This window comes from Mucilaginibacter aureus, from assembly GCF_053514885.1.
The window spans coordinates 2,946,789-2,964,257 of sequence record NZ_CP170601.1; the positions used below are offsets into that span (position 1 = coordinate 2,946,789).

Here is a 17,469-nt window from a genome sequence, read left to right on the forward strand (position 1 = left end):
CAATTTACCCCTAACGCGCCCGCGTATAAAGGCTTTTATTTGTATCACCAATTGTTACAAAACCTTAAATCCTAAATTGAATGATGAGTAAAAACTACCCAATTTTTTGCTGCACTGTATTGTGTAAAACCGATGGTTATTCTGTTTCATCACATAAACCATTTGTATGAGAACATTAATACTTTTTGATCAATACTCCTCCTTTATTACCGGCAGTATAATGACTGATAATGTCGGGATCAAATGGTCGGGCTAACGGCACATAACTACCATAAACCAATTATTAACTGATATAAAAAATTAAAATTATGAAAGTAAAGTATACTTATTTAAATTATTGCCTGCGCTGTTTGCTGTTGTTGGCGTTTATTGGCTTTAGCCAGTTAACCTACGCGCAAACCCAGGTTAACGTTAGGGGTGTTGTTAAAGATGAAGCCGGGAACACCCTGCCTGGCGCAAGTGTAAAAATTGCAGGCTCGGGTCAGGGTACGGTTACCGATGCCAATGGAGTATTTAAAATAACCGCAAATAGCGGGGCTACATTAACCATATCATTTATTGGCTTTAACACAGTTACCGTAAAAGTTGACAAAAATAACCCCGATATTATAGTTACCCTTATTGATAATGGCAAACAATTAAACGAAGTTATAGTAGTAGGTTACGGCACACAGAAAAAATCGGATGTTACAGGTTCGGTTACATCGGTACCTAAAGCCCGTTTGGAAGAACTACCGGTTACCAATGTGATGCAGGCGCTTGAGGGAGCTGTGGCAGGTGTTAACGTTACCACAACGTCGTCAATACCGGGTAAAGACCCTACTGCTTCAACAACTATACGTGGCCGAAATTCTATCTCGGCTACATCTGCTCCATACGTTGTGGTTGATGGTATCCCGCTAACCAAGAGCGGTGGTTCATTAAATGATATTAATCCTAATGATATCGCGTCGATGGAGATATTAAAAGATGCTTCGGCAACGGCCATTTATGGTGTGAATGGCTCAAACGGTGTTATCCTGATCACAACCAAACGCGGAACCAGTGGCAAACCAGTAATTAAATATAACGGTTATGTAGGCTACGAAAACCTTTCTCACCTGCTTACTCCGCGTGACCCGGCATCATTTACTCAAAAATATCTGGATTATCTATCTCAAAACAACCAGAAACAGCAGTTTCCTGAACCGGTTTATAATAATGGCGAAAGGGCTAACTATGCCGCAGGTCATATTACCGATTGGGTGAATGAAGCTACTCAGCAAGGTATTATGCAAGATCATAATGTTAATGTTTCCGGTGGATCTGAAAGTACTAAATATTTTATATCCGGCGATTATTTGAGCCAAAAAGGCGTTGTTAAAGGATATCAATATAAAAGAGTGAGTATACGCTCTAACCTGGATGTTAACGTAACCGACTATCTAACTGTTGGTGCTTCTTTGTTTTTTGCCAATAATAACTACGATGGGGGGCGCGCAAATCTTCTTCTGGCCACTGCCCTAAGCCCTTACGGCAGCGAGTACAATCCGGATGGTACTTATATGATCTATCCGCAGCTGTCTGAGCAGCTCTATACCAACTCAATGCTTGGCCTCACTACCGATCAGGTTAATCGCAGCGTTAACATTAGCGGCAATGGTTATGCCGACGTAAAGTTTGGTGGTGCCGTTAAAGGTTTAAAATACCGGCTAAATGCGGGTTATAACTTTTTGCCAACGCGTGTAGATAGTTATAGCGGCCGTTTAGCTAATACACCATTAGGTTCGGCCAGCGCAGCCAGTTCAGAAACTCAAAGTTATACTATTGAAAACCTGTTGTTTTACGATCGCGATTTTGGTAAAAGCCACTTAAATGTTACCGCATTGTACAGCGCGCAAAGCCGCCGGTATAACGCATCAACCACTTCGGGTTCGGGCTATATTAATGACCAATTGTCTTTCAATAACGTAGGTGCCGGAAATACCCTGGGCGGTTATTCTTACTCAGATCGGTATGCCGCTAATTCGCAAATGGGACGTATCAATTACTCGTATGACAGTCGTTACCTGTTAACATTAACAGCCCGCCGGGATGGATCATCGGTGTTTGGCGCCAATACTACCAAATATGGCTGGTTCCCGGTAGCAGCTGTTGGTTGGAATATTTCGAATGAATCGTTTTTAAAGGATTCGAAAATTATTGACAACTTAAAACTAAGATTGTCTTACGGTAAAACAGGTAACGAAGCATTGCCGGTTTATCGTACCATCACAACTGATGCGACAATACGTTTCCCATTCAGTGGTGTGAGCCAGATAGGCGTACAGGCCTCTAACCTGGGTAATGCTAACCTGCACTGGGAAAGTACGGTAACTACTAACCTTGGTGTCGATTTCTCTTTCCTGAAAAGCCGCATTTCAGGTAGCATCGATGTTTACAGCTCAAAAACTTCAGATCTGTTACTTAACCGGGGCTTGCCAACTATAACAGGTTATACTAATGTGTTCGATAATATTGGTAAAGCCGCCAATAAAGGTTTGGAAATATCCTTAAACACCCGCAATATTGATATGAAAGGCTTTCGTTGGGAAACAAGTTTTGTTTTTGCCACTAACCAAAATAAAATTGTCGACCTATATGGTGATGGCAAAGATGATTTAGGAAACAGGTGGTTTATAGGCCAGCCTATCAGCGTAATTTATGATTACAAAATGACAGGGGTTTGGCAAACCGGCGAGGATCCATCAAAACAAGATCCTGGTTCTAAACCAGGCGATCTGAAATTTGCCGATACTGATGGCGATGGTAAAATAACAGCTAACGATAAGGTTATACAGGGCCAAACTTCGCCTAAATGGACAGGCGGCATGACCAACACTTTTCATTACAAACAACTTGCTTTAAGTATATTTATCCAAACCGCACAAGGCATACTGAAAAACGACGCCGATTATAATTATGCCGATGAAGCCGGCCGCCGTAATACTCCGGCAGAAATTGGCTACTGGACACCTACCAACGGGAGCAACTCATTTCAGTCGTTAGCTTATACCAACACCCGCGGATATGGATATCCGCATGATGGAAGCTATACCAGGATAAAAGATATTACATTAAGTTACACGTTTGCGCCTAAATTGTTGGATAAGATACACTTATCCGGATTGATGATTTACGCCAGTGGGCGCAACCTCCATACTTTTACCAATTGGATAGGCTGGGATCCGGAGGATGATTATTTAACACGGGGAGTAACTAATTCTACTGCGAGCTGGGTTGATAATTACCCGCAAACCCGTACCATCGTTTTCGGCCTTAATGTTTCTTTAAAATAATTTAAACTAACAACAATGAAAAAATATTATATTTTGGTTGCCGCATGCATTTTAGCATTTGCAATCCCATCCTGTAAAAAGAGTTATCTGGATGAAACGCCATACTCATCATATACGCCATTAACCTTAACCGATTCGCTGGGTTTTGAAGCATCTGCAGTGGGGCTTTATAATCTTGAAACCGGTATATTAACCTATGCCGACCGCCAGGGTTGGCCGAGCGTTTGGCAAATAGGCACCGATGTTGCTAATGCGACAGCCCAGCAGGAAGGTATAGAAGTGCCGTATTATAACTATGCCACATTAACCAATACCGACGCCGCGGCAGCATACATTTGGAGAAAGTATTATGCCATGATCAATAACGCCAATATTATTATCAGTTCGGCCGAAAATCCATCCACAACTAAAATTACAATAATTGGTAAAAGGCAGGTTGAAGCCGAAGCAAAGTTTTTCAGGGCATATGCTTATCACAACCTAACTATACTGTTTGGTAAAGTGCCTTTGGTAACTTCGCCTGTAACAACGTTTAAAATCGATTTTGTTCGTTCGCCACAAGCAGATATTGATGCACTTATTGTAGGCGACCTTACTTATGCCAGCACTTATTTATCTGATCTGAATGGTACCGGTAATAAGGTTAATGTGCAGGGTAAACCGGTTGGCCGTGCCAATAAATATATGGCCATGCAACTATTAGCCGAAACTTATCTGCGCATGGGCAAAAACGATTTAGCTGAGCAGCAGGCCCAGGCAGTTATCAGCAGCGGTAAATTTAGTTTGGTTAGTGCACGTTATGGTGTGCGGGCAGGCGGCGCAGGCGATTATTACTCTGATATGTTTGTTTACGGTAATCAGCGCCGTTCGCAGGGAAGTCCGGAAGCGCTATGGGTATTAGAGCAAGAAAATCCGGCAACGGTGGTTGGCGGCAACGTGGATAACGCGCAGCAACGCCGTGTTTGGGGAGCAGCATATTATCAGGTGCCGGGTATGGCCATTTGCGATTCTTTAGGCGGACGTGGTATTGCGAGGTTAAGGTTAAGTAATTGGGTGTTGTATGGCCTGTATCCAACCGGAGATATGCGTAATTCACAATACAGCATTAAGAGACGTTATTATTATAACGACCCGGCATCACCTGCGCTATACGGCAAACCTGTGCCGTTTACAGGTACCGATACCTTGTTCCGCATTTGCCCAAGCATTACTAAATGGGGGCAGTTTGATCCGAATGATTCGTTTGGTTACGCGATGATCAAAGATTTTATTATGATGCGTTTGGGTGAAACTTATTTATTGCTTGCCGAAGCGCAATTTAAGCAAGGTAAAACTAATGAAGCTGCCGCATCTATCAATGTACTAAGAACACGTGCTAAAGCGCCGCAGGTAACCGGAGCGCAAATGACACTTGATTTTATATTGGACGAGCGCGCCCGCGAATTGATAGGCGAAGAAAACAGGCGCCAAACATTAATGCGTACCGGCACATTGGTTGACCGCGCTACCCGTTTAAACTCAAACGATGCAGTACATCCTACAACAGGTTTAACAGCAAAAAACCTGTTACTGCCAATTCCATTATCAGAAATTCAATTAAATAAAGATGCTGTTCTGGATCAAAATCCGGGATATTAATGTATTATTGATAATATAAAATTTGTATAAAACCCGGGTGCAAATACCCGGGTTTTATATTATCAACAGATTGTATGCAATATCAAAAGTTAAGTTTTATTATATTTTGGTGCTTCTCATTAACAGCATTGGGTTCGATCAAACCACCCGCTGATACTGGCAAGGTTTACAAACTGGTATGGGCAGATGAGTTTAATACGAATGGCCCTCCTGATACCCGTAACTGGAAGTTTGAAAACGGCTTTGTGCGTAACCACGAATTGCAATGGTACCAATCGGCCAATGCCTGGTGTAAAGACGGTAGGTTAATTATCGAAGTTCGCAAAGCACACGTGCCTAACCCGGGTTATGACTCTGCAAGCACCAACTGGAAAAATAAGCGCCCCTTTATTGAATACACCTCAGCAAGTATCAATACCTCCGGTTTACATGCCTGGAAATATGGCCGCTTTGTAATGCGCGCCAAAATAGATACCAATATGGGCCTGTGGCCCGCATTCTGGATGCTGGGTGTATCGGGCAAATGGCCTGCAAACGGCGAGATCGATATCATGGAGTATTACCGGGGAAAGATACTGGCCAACATTGCCTGCGGTACAGCCACACCCTATAAAGCTCAATGGTTTAGCAAAACCAAAGCAGTTAAATTATTTACCGATCCAAATTGGTCAAACCAATTTCACATATGGCGCATGGATTGGGATGAAAAAGGAATAAGCCTGTATGTTGACGATGAGTTAATGAACCACGCTGATCTTAGCCAATTGGTTAACAAAGATGGATCGGGTATTAACCCGTTTAACCAACCGCAATACATGCTGCTTAACCTGGCCCTTGGCGGAGATAACGGCGGAGATCCCTCGGCAACCGCCTTTCCAAAACGATTTGAAATTGATTATGTAAGGGTATATCAATAAGGAGCACTCTGCCGGTGGTTAAATGTATCCGCGGCAAGCGTGTATTACCATGCTAATTAAAACCTAAAACCTATTGAATAATAAGTAAGATAGCCTTCGGTGCCCCTGCCCACTACGCCTTGTAATATAAAAGAGTGGTAAGGAGTAAGGTAAATACCCCCGCCGTAAGCTTCGTGTACGACATTTGACGATTCGCCATTCAACCAAACACGGCCCACATCATTGTACAATACCAGGCCCAGGGTTGACGGAAACAGGTACGCGTTAAAATCGCATACTTTCATTCGCAGTTCAAGGTTGTTATACAGCATACTGTTGCCTATAAACCTGCTGGTGTGGTACCCCTGCAGGCTTGGGCCGCCCAGGTTCATCATCTGGAAAAACTCGCCCCCGCCAATAAATGTACCGGCGCCGGTACGATCGGCTATAACGATGGCCGAATCCTTTACAGGGATAAAAAAACTAAAAGTAGACAATATGGCGCCATTGGTTTTGTTATTGACGTTCAAGGCTGTTAGGCCGGTGATGTTGGTACGCCACATCACACCCTTTGATGTAAATTTTGCGTTATTGCGGGTGTCTAAAATTACCCCACCCACAAGGCCGGTGTAGTATTTGGTCGAAAATAGGTTCAATTCCGGATGCGTGTCGTTGTATTCCGCAAAAAAATGCGTGGTGTTATTTGATTCCCAACTGCTGTAGTATTGCCCTACAACGCCTGCGCTAACCTGCCATTTGCCATACTGATGTGCCAGGCGCACATCGGCATTGGTAAAATCATATCGGTTACGGTAATAATCGAAAGTTTTCTCGCCCGAATTAACAAATTCGCCTACATTACCCATGCCGAAGAAGTTGTTTACATTTTTGGGGCCACGCTCCAGAATATTTACCTGCAGATCGTTATTGCCGATTACTTTTTTAAAGTCGCCTTTATAAGTAACAATAAACGATTGTTTAGTAAGCGTATAGCTCACTTTTAACTCTTGTTTGCTAACATAAGGTACTTCTTTAAACCCGTGTTTTTCGGCATGCATGCCGCCAACCAACATTACACCATCTTCCGGACTGTAACCTAAACTAATGAGTGGTGAAAAACGATCCGATTGATGCACCGGCCTGTCAAAACTGTTGATGGTTGAATCTTTGGATGTGCGGATATGAGCCAGTGACGAAGATGGCAGGTTGTTCTTTTGATCGGAGCGATCATAAACAAACAGCTTGCCGCGGTTATCCAGTTTACTGTCAATATGATAAGTGTCTTCATCATTTCCGCCTATCATCCGCACTTTAATAGGTGAGGGCTCATTGCCGCCAATATCAAAAGTGTTTTTGCCATCTAAACCATATAAACGGATCTCTTTAGTTATTTCCGGATCAAATGTGCGCTGATAAATAACCTTGCCAACGGTGTCTTTTTTAACCTTGTTGATGGTGACGTTTATTTTACCGCTGTCAAGTTCGGCAATGGTAAATTTTTCGTTTTTATCAGATGCCGGTATATCAACAGTTTTGGCCAGAAAACTATAATATTTAAAAGCGTCCTGTTTAATATTGTTTCGCCGCTGTATTAGGGTTTTGGTTATTCGTTGGCCTGTCAATGCGTAGGCCTTGGCAGGTATCAGTTTAACCGCTTGTGTAAGCAATCCGTCGGTAAGTTTACTTTGCACATAGGCAATTTCTTTTTCCCAATCTTCCCAGCTTAACTGGTTTAAAAAATACAAGTCGAATGAGATGTTATTGGCGTTCCAGCCGGATATGTTTTTGATATGATCCTTATAGGGAGGGAGTTTGGGTACAAAAACCGAGATTGCAGACGGTAAAACACCGTCGGTAGTATAAAAAACTTTATCCCTGTCGCGTGGGATAGGCTCATACAGATCTTTAGTGGTGTCACTTTCTTTTTCCCATCGCCACTGCCCTTCGTGCCGGTCCCAGTCACCTATGATCATATCAAGCACGCGGGCGCGTAAAAGCAAGTGCTGATCGGCTTTATTATCGTTATCTTTCTCCAATTTATCCTGCAACTTTTCAGTCTTTATAGCTTTCGATCCATCGAGCGGGCTATGCTCCTCAAACAAATAAACCTGGTTGCCAAACTCTTTACGGTATTTTCCCAGGTTGGGGCCATCGGGTAAATAAACGATAGACGGATGCGAATGGGGTATATCGAGCGCATCCTCTAAAGGTGCAACGCATAGAGCCGAAAACGGATGAGACGTGGATACCTCATCCTGCAAAAAAGAGGTCACTATAGTGTGGTTATAATATTTGGGCAGTTCCCTCGAGGTGGTTTTGTTTACCGATCTTAATACCCATTCCTGCCCGGTTGAGTCAACCAGCTGCAATGAACTTGTTTGGTTACCGCCACCGGTACCGGTGATTTTTAAACCACCCTTTTCTGTTTCGAGATGAAACACTTTCATCTTTACCGGCAACGCCCATACGTTACGGTAATTTTTACCTAAAAGTGTTTTATGGAAGCCGCTCACATCATTATATTGAGGATGGACCGCCACTGTTACACTATCGTTCGGGCTGTGGTTTTGGGAGTACGAACAGTAGGCAAAAGTTGTTAAAAAACAGAGTATAAATATTTGTTTATAAGTCATATAGGTAGCATAATAGCCGGGTTTGCCCCGGTGTATTAGTCTAACATATAAGTATAGAATTTGTTCGTATCTTGTTTCGTTCAGATTAAATTTTGTAGTTTACACTAACACGCAGTGCCTTTAATCCGGTAACGCCTTGCAACTCTTCTAACTGTACCATGTGGAGGTCGTTCTTTAACTTTTTTTCTTTTTGCAGCTCTTTAATATAACTGATGTAATCCTGAGCCTCGGCATCGTTAAAATAAACCAGGGAAATTTGGCCGGGTTGAGTTAGCCGTTGTTTGGTTTCCTTGATACGTACTTTGTCGATCCGTTTTTTGATCACCTCGTACCTGATGTTATAGTACCCCTCCACATCAAAACGACGTTCATCATTACGGAAGCAAATATTGATCTGGCTCGAGTGGACAAAAATAAGCGAGGCTACCTCTAGCGGCACAGGCATTTTTGATTGCAGGGTATTCGCTAACAGAGCAACATCAAGCATCGATTTGATCTGCCAGTTGCGAAATTGCTTTAAATGGCCAGGGGTAAACTCAACGGCAGGTGCTATAGCCTGGCCGGTATAAATATCATATTCAACCCCATCCGACCGGAATTTTTCGAAATAACAAGGGTATATTTTTTGAAGCCTTGTTTGTGCCTGTTCAAAATAGTGATTTAGCGCACTGTTTATTTGTTTTATCGACACTTCGAGCGCGCGCCTATGGGCGTAGCCATCGCCCTTTTGTTCATTTATCGTTTTAGCAAATTCATTTAATACAGGCTCTGTGGCCGGATATTTTTGCCTGTATTGCGATAAATACGGATGCACAACCCCATGCAGGGTATTACTGAACATGATTTCGTCGTTGGACTTTTTAACCACGTTGAACAATTTAAGCCAGCCTTTTACTGCTGTAGCCATTTTGTTAGACAAGCGTTTGGGGAGGTGCTTTTTTAACTCTGCAACCGTGTTGTGTAATGCGGTAATGATGGTGCTGATATCATTATCCAATGCCTGGTTGTGTTTAATGGTAGAGTCGCGGATATCTATCGAACCAAAAAGAGGGTACACGTTATCGAACGAAACAATTTCGATATCAGGCTCTTCGGTACCTGCGCTTTTTTCTATCAGGTAATGCCATGCAGCCTCTGTAAACTTCCACTCCACAGGTTTTTGCAGCGTGGTAAAGTTTGTTTTAATAACCTCGTTAAGATTTAAATTAAATTGCTCGGCACTATCTTGCAGTAACTGGGCCAGCAAGGGTATTGCGCCCTGCAGTTTTGAAAGCAATTTTTCGTAAAAAACAACTCTTTGCTCCGAATAGATCTCCAATATGCCAGTAAGCTTACGGTTGTAATACACCGGCAGCATGGCGTATGATTTGATGCCGCTTTGTTTAATTACTTTTAAAAAGGCAAATTGCTCTATCTTTTTTTCGGATAAGGTGCTGAAAAACATAGCACCCGGTTTTTCGAGATAATTATTGAATGAACTGTATGTTTCTTCGGTTGCTTCAAATTGTTTTGCAGTTTTAACCAGGATGCTATTACTGCATTCCTGAGTGTCGAATATCAGCGATCCGTTTACCCGTAGCAAAGGCAGCAACCCAAACTTGATCGAGTTATTACCGGTAAGGGTTTGTAACGAACTGATCACATCAGCATAAAGATCGGTTTGTCCATTGGTATTAACCAGGGCATTCCTGATGTTCTCAACCGATCTATCGGCAGTTACGTCATCAATAGTGATCACCGCAAATCCTTCCAGATTGAACATGCTTAAAGGTATAATATCCTGCAGGATATCCATCTCTACGCCATCGTACAAAAATGGCTCTATCATTTCGGGGTTGATGTCAGGCAGGTCGCTCTTTGCTGTCACATCGATAAAATTGGTATCGGTATGGATGCGGTAATACTTGCATACACCGGTGTCGGGGTCGGCATGTGAGTAAATAATATCATTACTGATATCCGATGGGAAATTGTACAGCTTTTGCAAAATCAACCGGTAAATAAAATCAACCTGCTGATCTTGAAACAGAGGTAAGCCGTCATTATCTGCCTTATTTTTATTATTTGCTTTATGGTTGGTTAAAAAATTGAAAAAGGCATCGGTACTGTAAATGATCTGTGATGGAACAGGTGAGCTGAGCGCCCAAAACAATTTGCTCTCGTCTTCAACGGCAGGCGACAATATGGTGTACACCAACTCCAAAACATCGGTGTATTTTTCAGCTTCCTTTACGGTTAATGTATCAGTTTCCAGATGCGGATAAAACTTGAATTTATTGAGCACAAACCTGTAAAATTCACCTTTTATGGTTTGTTCGGCATCAACCCGTTTTTTGAGATATTTGACAAATGGCTTGAACGAGAAAGCTGTTTGTACAAGTTCCTTCTTTCCTAAATGCTCTTTAATATCAAGTATGGTTGTTTGCATTGTGATCCTTCAAATAGTAATACAAACGAGTGGTTAAAATGTTAAGGTAAAATTGATATAAGGATACCAGCCTTCAACCGAATAACCTGTCTTGACTTGTAACAGTGCCATGTCCGACGGTGAAAAATAAACACCGGCTCCAAAACCATTGTGCCAAACCGCGTTAGATTGCTCCGACCTGTCCCAAACACGGCCAATATCATAAGCTGCGGTAACACCATATTGACCGGGTAATATATACGAGAACAGATTGTTAAACTTCCAGCGCCCCTCCAGGTTATTGTAAAGCATCTGTTCGCCGGCAAATCGGTTTTGTTTATAGCCGATCAGGTTGTTTTCGCCGCCTAAAAACATTGACTGATAAAAAGTGGTTTGGCCCAGGGTAATACCCGCACCGGCTTTTTCGGTGATCACGAAGTTTGAATGGGTATCAACACTTTTATAAAGCGTGGCCTCGGTTAACCATTGTAAAAAAGTTTTTGCCGAACTACCGATCCCTGCGTAAGCCTGCACCCGCGAGTTGACATATGCTCCCCAGGATGTGAGTATCTTACGATCGCGCTTATCATCAATATAAGTTACCATGAAACCTATGTGCAGCTTGTTTTGGGTGTAACTCAGGCTATCATAACTGTTAACCAGTTCGGGGTGATTAATAAGGTTAGGCGAGGCATCATTTAAATAATGATAGTATTGGACCGAGGGCCCTAATCGTACACTTTGTGTTGCCGCTATGTTTTGCCAGCGCAGGCTTGCATCAGCAGTAAAAAAATTAAACTTGGCGCGATAAAAATTAACATAATCGCCGGTTTTATTGTAATCGCTTACGTTACCCCGGCCAAAGAAATTGATGTTATTGGGAAAATAGCCTTTAAACTGTAACTCGGCATCCGCTTTATTTGGCCCACTGTTGATATCGGCAATAAAATTAATACGTGTCGACTCGTAGCCAAAGGCATGGCCAACTGTAAGCTGTTGTGTGCTTGATGGATTTTTGCGAAAGCCCTGGCGCAGGTATTTGATACCGCCTTCAATAAAATACCCCTGGTCAACATCGTATCCGGTAGAAAAGAGCGGTATAGCGGTAGTATAATGAGTAGTTGGTAAATAAGCTACGTTTGCCGAATCGTTTGATAGCTTTTTGTCTACAACAACTTTGCTGTTGCCGGTAAACACCGCCGTATTTACCTTCTCGTAAATATCTAACTTTTTGGTATTGTTCTCGATATTGTACGTGCGGTGCCCATCGCCACCAACTATGCGTATTTTTATTGGCGATGAGGTGTTGTTTACCACAATACTATCCTGTCCTTTGGCAACAAACAGGCGTACTTCTTTAGTAAAAGCAGGATCGAATACCTTAAAGTAAACCGTACTTTTTGATCTGGTAACCGGTAGTTTATTGACACGTACTATCAGGTTGTTTTTCAATGTGTCTTTTAAAATAAACAGCTCGCTTTTGTCGGTAGCTTTAATGTCGATCGTTTTATTTAAAAAACGATAATAAATGTCAGAGGCCTCCATCAGGTGATCACGCCGGTATTTCATTTCTTTTAACAGCTTATCATGGCTGATGCGATAAATGGCCAGTGGCAAGCGGCGTAACGACTGTTCCAAAACATCATCGGTAAGGGCAGCGGCAAAGTCGTGGGTTACCTGCATCCATTTTTCATAACTTATCTGGCTTAAAAAGCGGGTGTTTAAATTATGACCATTAAAAAAGAAATCAACAATTGATTTTGGAGGAGCGTTATATCCCTTGAGATAGCGGGCAACAAACTGGCGTGAGGCTATTTTAGGAATAAAACCCTGGTTGATATAAAAAGCCACCGTGCGATCATGCGGTACGGCCGAGAAATACCTGTTTGCGCCTTTTTGTACACCCAGCCAGCGTAACTGATCTTGCTGCTGATCCCAATCGCCTAAAAACCAATCAAGCAATCGCGTTCTGAAAAACTCGATACTATCCAGCCGGTTCGAACTGCTTTTATCCAGTTCTTTGATCATGTTACCTGTGTTGATCGAACTGTCGCCTGGTTCGCGTTCTTCGAGCAGGCATAAAGTGCCGGCAAATTCTTTTTCGTAATACCCTAAACGTTTATCGGCAGCTACATAACCTATTATGGGTGAGGTGTGCGCTACTTTTACAGCCTGTGCAATAACCGGTGCTATTAATGCGCCGTAAGGGTGCTGCGCCGACATGGCATCGCTTAACCACGACTTGGCAAATGTTTGGCTTATTGCCTGTGGTAATAAGATGAGCGGATATTTTTCAATACTGCTGAGCACATATTTTTTATCAGATGCGTCCTTTAAAACCAAAGCGTGTTTTTGATGCGCGCCGCCATAAGCTACCGGTGTTAAGCCACCTTTATACGAACTCATTTTTATTACCGGTATTATTGCCGGGGCAGCCCATTCTTTACGGTAATTTTCACCAAACATCAAACGATGCGCCTTATCGGCTTTATCAAAATCCGGTTTGGCCGCAACAGTGATGCTATCACCTTTGATGATATCGTAACTTTTTTCGACAGGTATTTTTATTTTAACATACGGTTTGGTGTAAGTAAACACCGGGCTTAAAGTACTATCGGCCACGTTGGCGTAGTAAGTAAATTTAACGCTTTTATCGTCCATCTGGTCGACGGTTACATAGCCACCGATGCTTTGCGCGAAGAGGGAATTCTTCCCTTTTTTAACTACAGCCCGCTTAGCGCCCGAACCGCTGACCACCTGGGTGAAATCGCCATCTTTGATAAACTGCAGGCCATGTTCATGGCCGGATACATGGATCACATTTGGGTCGCCGGCAAAAGCTTCATTGACCATTTGTATCATGATGCGGTATAAAGGATGGCCATTATCTTCCGGGACATCAAAAGTACCCCGCAAAAGCGGGTAAAGTGCACCAATTACAGGCAAGGGTATGTACAGGTTTTCTTTTACGGATGTTAAGGGGAAAATGTAATCGTTTAAAATATAGCTGCCGCCATGGTGGCCATATGATTCAAACGGGTGATGATCGGCCAGTAAAATTACCTTATTACGGTTTTTGTATAACAGCTCCCTGAAACGCGATGCAATTTCCTCGTTGGTTTTGCAGTCACAATCAGCAATGGGGTTATCCTTATTGTAAAGATAAAGCCACCATTCTGAGTCGAAAGCAATGATGACCATATCATCGGAGATATTGATCTCTGTAGGATCCGGGCATCCGTTAGCCGGTGTCGCTTTTAATAAAGAGTCCTTTTGCTCGGCCAGGAACTCCGACTGCCTTTTAATTTTTGCCAGGCCAAGCGGCCCCATTCGGTCCCAATCATGATTGCCCGGTACAAAATAAACAGGTGCGCCGGCTTTGCGCATAGGCCTGAACTGTGTGCGCAGTATATTTTTTGTCTGCTCTTCTTCGGGGCTGCCGGGCAAACCCATCCCCGTAGGGTAAATATTATCGCCCAGATAAACCACCGTAGTTTTGCCCTTAATAATTTTTGATGCAGCATTATCGAGCACAAAACTTTGCTGGCTGTCCATCTCGCCGGCATCGCCAATCAAAATAACCCGACTGCGGATGATGTTTTGGGCGTTTAAAAACAGCGGAATAGTTAAAAGTATAAGTAATAAAGCCCTTCTCATTAATTTCCGGCTGTTTTTTGGTAAGGGAATTTTAACACATTGGCATGTGACGCGGTTCCACCTTCGTTAGCGATATACAGATTGTTTTGATTGTCAAACGTGATGCCTTCGGGTTGAGTAAAGAGGTTGGGATCTAATGTATATACTTCCCGTATTTTCCATTTAGCATCAGCCACAACGATCATTTTATTGACCGACGAAAGTATCCACCAGTCGCCGGTTACCGGGTTACGGCTTAGACCCGACGGATGAAACCGTACTTTATCCTGCCCCGACAGATCTTCAATATGTTTTACATTCACGCTAAAATCGCCCGATCTTTTGATCGCACCGCCGGTTGCAATATCGAAAATAAAACCACTGTTTGTTTTACTCGTTTTGTCTACACTGCAATGTTTACATAAAACGTATACTTGTTGTGCCTTTTCATCGGCATACAAACCTTCATATTCGCCATCGGGCAATATGTTTTCCCATTTTTGCACATTGTTTGCCCGCGGTTTACCCAATTCGGCTAAAGGCAAGGTAAACAGCACGCCCTTGCTTTGCAGCATTACCACCTGTTGCCCGCACACGGCCATATCTTCAAAATCGCCTTTGGGCCTAAATGCAGTATACTTTGCAGTTTTATCGCCAAGGTGCATATAATATACACGGCCATGTTCGTCTTCTTCGGCGTATAGCATGCCGGCATCTCCCTGTTTAAAAGCAATACCCGAAATTTCGTGCAATGTATCCGGCATAACATATTTAACCGGCTTTGCCAGGTTGTAACCGGCGGGACTTTTATAAACAGGCTTTTGGGCACAGCCAACAAATGTAGAGCTTGCTGTTATCAGTAGGGTATAGATGATGTACTTTTTCATGGTGTTTGATGGGATTGTTTGCTCAATAGTTTGTAAACCTGCAATTGTGATTGCCAGGTTTTTACCGATGCCTTTACAGGGATGTTATTCAAGTCAGAGTTGATAGTTACGGCCTGCATGGTGTCTTTTAACTGAATATTAACAATATCGATCAGTTGCTGTTTGATCTGTTGGTTATAAACGGGGTAACAAACCTCTATGCGGTGATATATATTCCTGTTCATCCAATCGGCCGAGCCAGCGTAAACCTCCGGATTGTTGTTGTTATTAAAAATAAATATACGGCCGTGCTCGAGATAGCGGTCAACAATGCGGGTAACGGTAATGTTTTGGCTCATGTTATCAACACCGGGTATCAAACAGCAAATACTGCGCGCTATGATGTTGATCTTAACTCCCGCGTTTGAAGCTTCATACAATTTAGAGATCAATACCTGCTCTTCGATATTATTGAGCTTAATGGTGATGTTAGCCGGTAAACCTTGTTCGGCAAATTCAATTTCGCGGTCTATCAGTTCAATAAACCGCTCCTGTAGGTTAAATTTTGATACCAGCAAATATTTGAAATCGATGGACCCGTGCTTTTCGGGTTTTACACGTTTGGCTAAAAAAATGAAAAGTAGTTCCACCTCGCGCAGCAGGTCGCCATTGGCAGTCATCAAAATGTGATCGGTATATACTTTGGCGGTACCTTCGTTAAAATTGCCTGTACCCAGTAAACCAAAATATTTAAGCCGCTTACCTTGCCGGCGTTTTACCAACGCAACTTTAGCATGTACCTTTAGCGCGGTAACGCTGTAAATAATTTGCGCGCCAGCACTTTTAAGTTTTTTTGCCCATTTTAAGTTGTTGGCTTCATCAAAACGGGCCTTTAGCTCAACCAGCACATTTACTTTTTTGCCGTTTTTAGCTGCGCTTATCAAGGCGTTAACAATGCGCGAATCGCTGGCAACGCGGTACAGGCTTACATAAATTTCTTCGACATTAACATCCACTGCTGCTTCGTTAAAAAAGCGAAGAATGGTATCATAACTATCGTAGGGCGTATGCACTATGATATCACTCTCAGTTAGTTTATCAAAAACAGAGGTGTTATGATGAAGAGTGTTATTGCTAACAGGTGCCCATTCCTCAAAGGCCAGCTCTGCATTTTTAGCAGGGAAATTAAAAAGGTCTTTCAGGTTATGATAAGCTCCGCCGGGCATGTGGTTAGCATTGTGCAGGTTAAATTTATCGATCAAGGTTTCTAATGCCCGCAAAGGCATCCCGGGCGAATACAAAAAGCGTGTGGCTAAACCAAATTCCCTTTTTTCTATCTGCTTTTCTATCTGGTCGGCCATATCACCATCATATTCATCCTTCAGATCGATCTCTGCATCGCGGGTTATTTTAAATGAATAACAGTTTTTGATAACACAATTTTTAAAAAGCGCAGGCAAGTGAAACCTGATGATATCATCAATAAAGATCAGTTGTAGCTTTTTATGATGATGGATAGTGAAAAAACGTGGTAACTTGTCGGATGGGATATTTAAAACAACCTGCTCTTCATTGCCATCTGCATTTTTTAAAACAACGAGCAAATAGAGCCTGTTATTTTTAGGGTAAAAGTCGTTTTCGGCAATATACACCGGTCGTAAAAAAGCCATTACCTGGCTGTAAAACCAATTTGATGATAATTTTAATACCTCGTTATCAATGGGAGTATCATACCAAAAAGCAATGTTGTTTTTTTGCAGTTGTGGAATGATTTTTTCTTTAAGGATCTTACCAAATTTTTGCTGCTGTTGCTCAATTAAGCTGATAGCCTGCGTAGCTGAAGACCGAATGTTAATTTGCTTTTTGCCTTTCTTTATAATTTTATCAACCGCATATAGCACGGGCATCCGTACCCGGTAGAACTCATCAAGATTAGATGAAAAAATGGATAAGAATTTGATCTGCTCCAACACGGGTACGGCCGGGTTATCTGCCTGATCCAATATCAGCTCGTTAAATTTTAGCCAGCTTAAATCGCGGTCAAAAAAAACAGGTGAAAATGCGGGCGCGTTCATA

At 42.5% G+C, this 17,469-nt stretch carries 8 protein-coding genes; 3 read left to right on the plus strand and 5 right to left on the minus strand.

Annotation, left to right across the window (positions count from 1 at the left end):
* Window positions 1-308 precede the first annotated feature (308 nt).
* From ACFGVR_RS12575 to ACFGVR_RS12585, 3 genes are all read left to right on the plus strand, one after another.
* Window positions 309-3,317, plus strand: coding sequence for a SusC/RagA family TonB-linked outer membrane protein (locus ACFGVR_RS12575; RefSeq protein WP_448697509.1), 3,009 nt, complete (start codon window positions 309-311; stop codon window positions 3,315-3,317).
* A 15-nt stretch (window positions 3,318-3,332) separates the two neighbouring features.
* Complete coding sequence (locus ACFGVR_RS12580; protein ID WP_448697511.1) at window positions 3,333-4,955, plus strand: RagB/SusD family nutrient uptake outer membrane protein; 1,623 nt, start codon at window positions 3,333-3,335, stop codon at window positions 4,953-4,955.
* A 74-nt stretch (window positions 4,956-5,029) separates the two neighbouring features.
* Entirely contained in the window at window positions 5,030-5,872 is an 843-nt protein-coding gene (locus tag ACFGVR_RS12585; protein ID WP_448697513.1) for a glycoside hydrolase family 16 protein, read from the plus strand.
* Window positions 5,873-5,928: 56 nt separating this feature from the next.
* On the opposite strand, the gene ACFGVR_RS12590 is transcribed toward ACFGVR_RS12585, so the two are convergent.
* The 5 genes from ACFGVR_RS12590 to ppk1 form a co-directional block, all read right to left on the minus strand.
* Window positions 5,929-8,391 carry a BamA/TamA family outer membrane protein gene (locus tag ACFGVR_RS12590; RefSeq protein WP_448697515.1) on the minus strand — a complete coding sequence of 821 codons (2,463 nt, stop codon included), beginning with the start codon at window positions 8,389-8,391 and terminating at the stop codon, window positions 5,929-5,931.
* Window positions 8,392-8,569: 178 nt separating this feature from the next.
* Complete coding sequence (locus ACFGVR_RS12595) at window positions 8,570-10,912, minus strand: hypothetical protein (protein ID WP_448697516.1); 2,343 nt, start codon at window positions 10,910-10,912, stop codon at window positions 8,570-8,572.
* 33 nt (window positions 10,913-10,945) lie between these two features.
* Entirely contained in the window at window positions 10,946-14,548 is a 3,603-nt protein-coding gene (locus tag ACFGVR_RS12600; RefSeq protein WP_448697517.1) for a BamA/TamA family outer membrane protein, read from the minus strand.
* Complete coding sequence (locus ACFGVR_RS12605; RefSeq protein WP_448697519.1) at window positions 14,548-15,414, minus strand: SdiA-regulated domain-containing protein; 867 nt, start codon at window positions 15,412-15,414, stop codon at window positions 14,548-14,550. The genes ACFGVR_RS12600 and ACFGVR_RS12605 overlap by 1 nt, the downstream gene beginning before the upstream one ends.
* A complete protein-coding gene (gene ppk1 / locus ACFGVR_RS12610) occupies window positions 15,411-17,468 on the minus strand; it encodes a polyphosphate kinase 1 (RefSeq protein WP_448697520.1) in 2,058 nt (685 codons plus the stop codon). The genes ACFGVR_RS12605 and ppk1 overlap by 4 nt, the downstream gene beginning before the upstream one ends.
* Between the last annotated feature and the right edge of the window lies 1 nt (window position 17,469).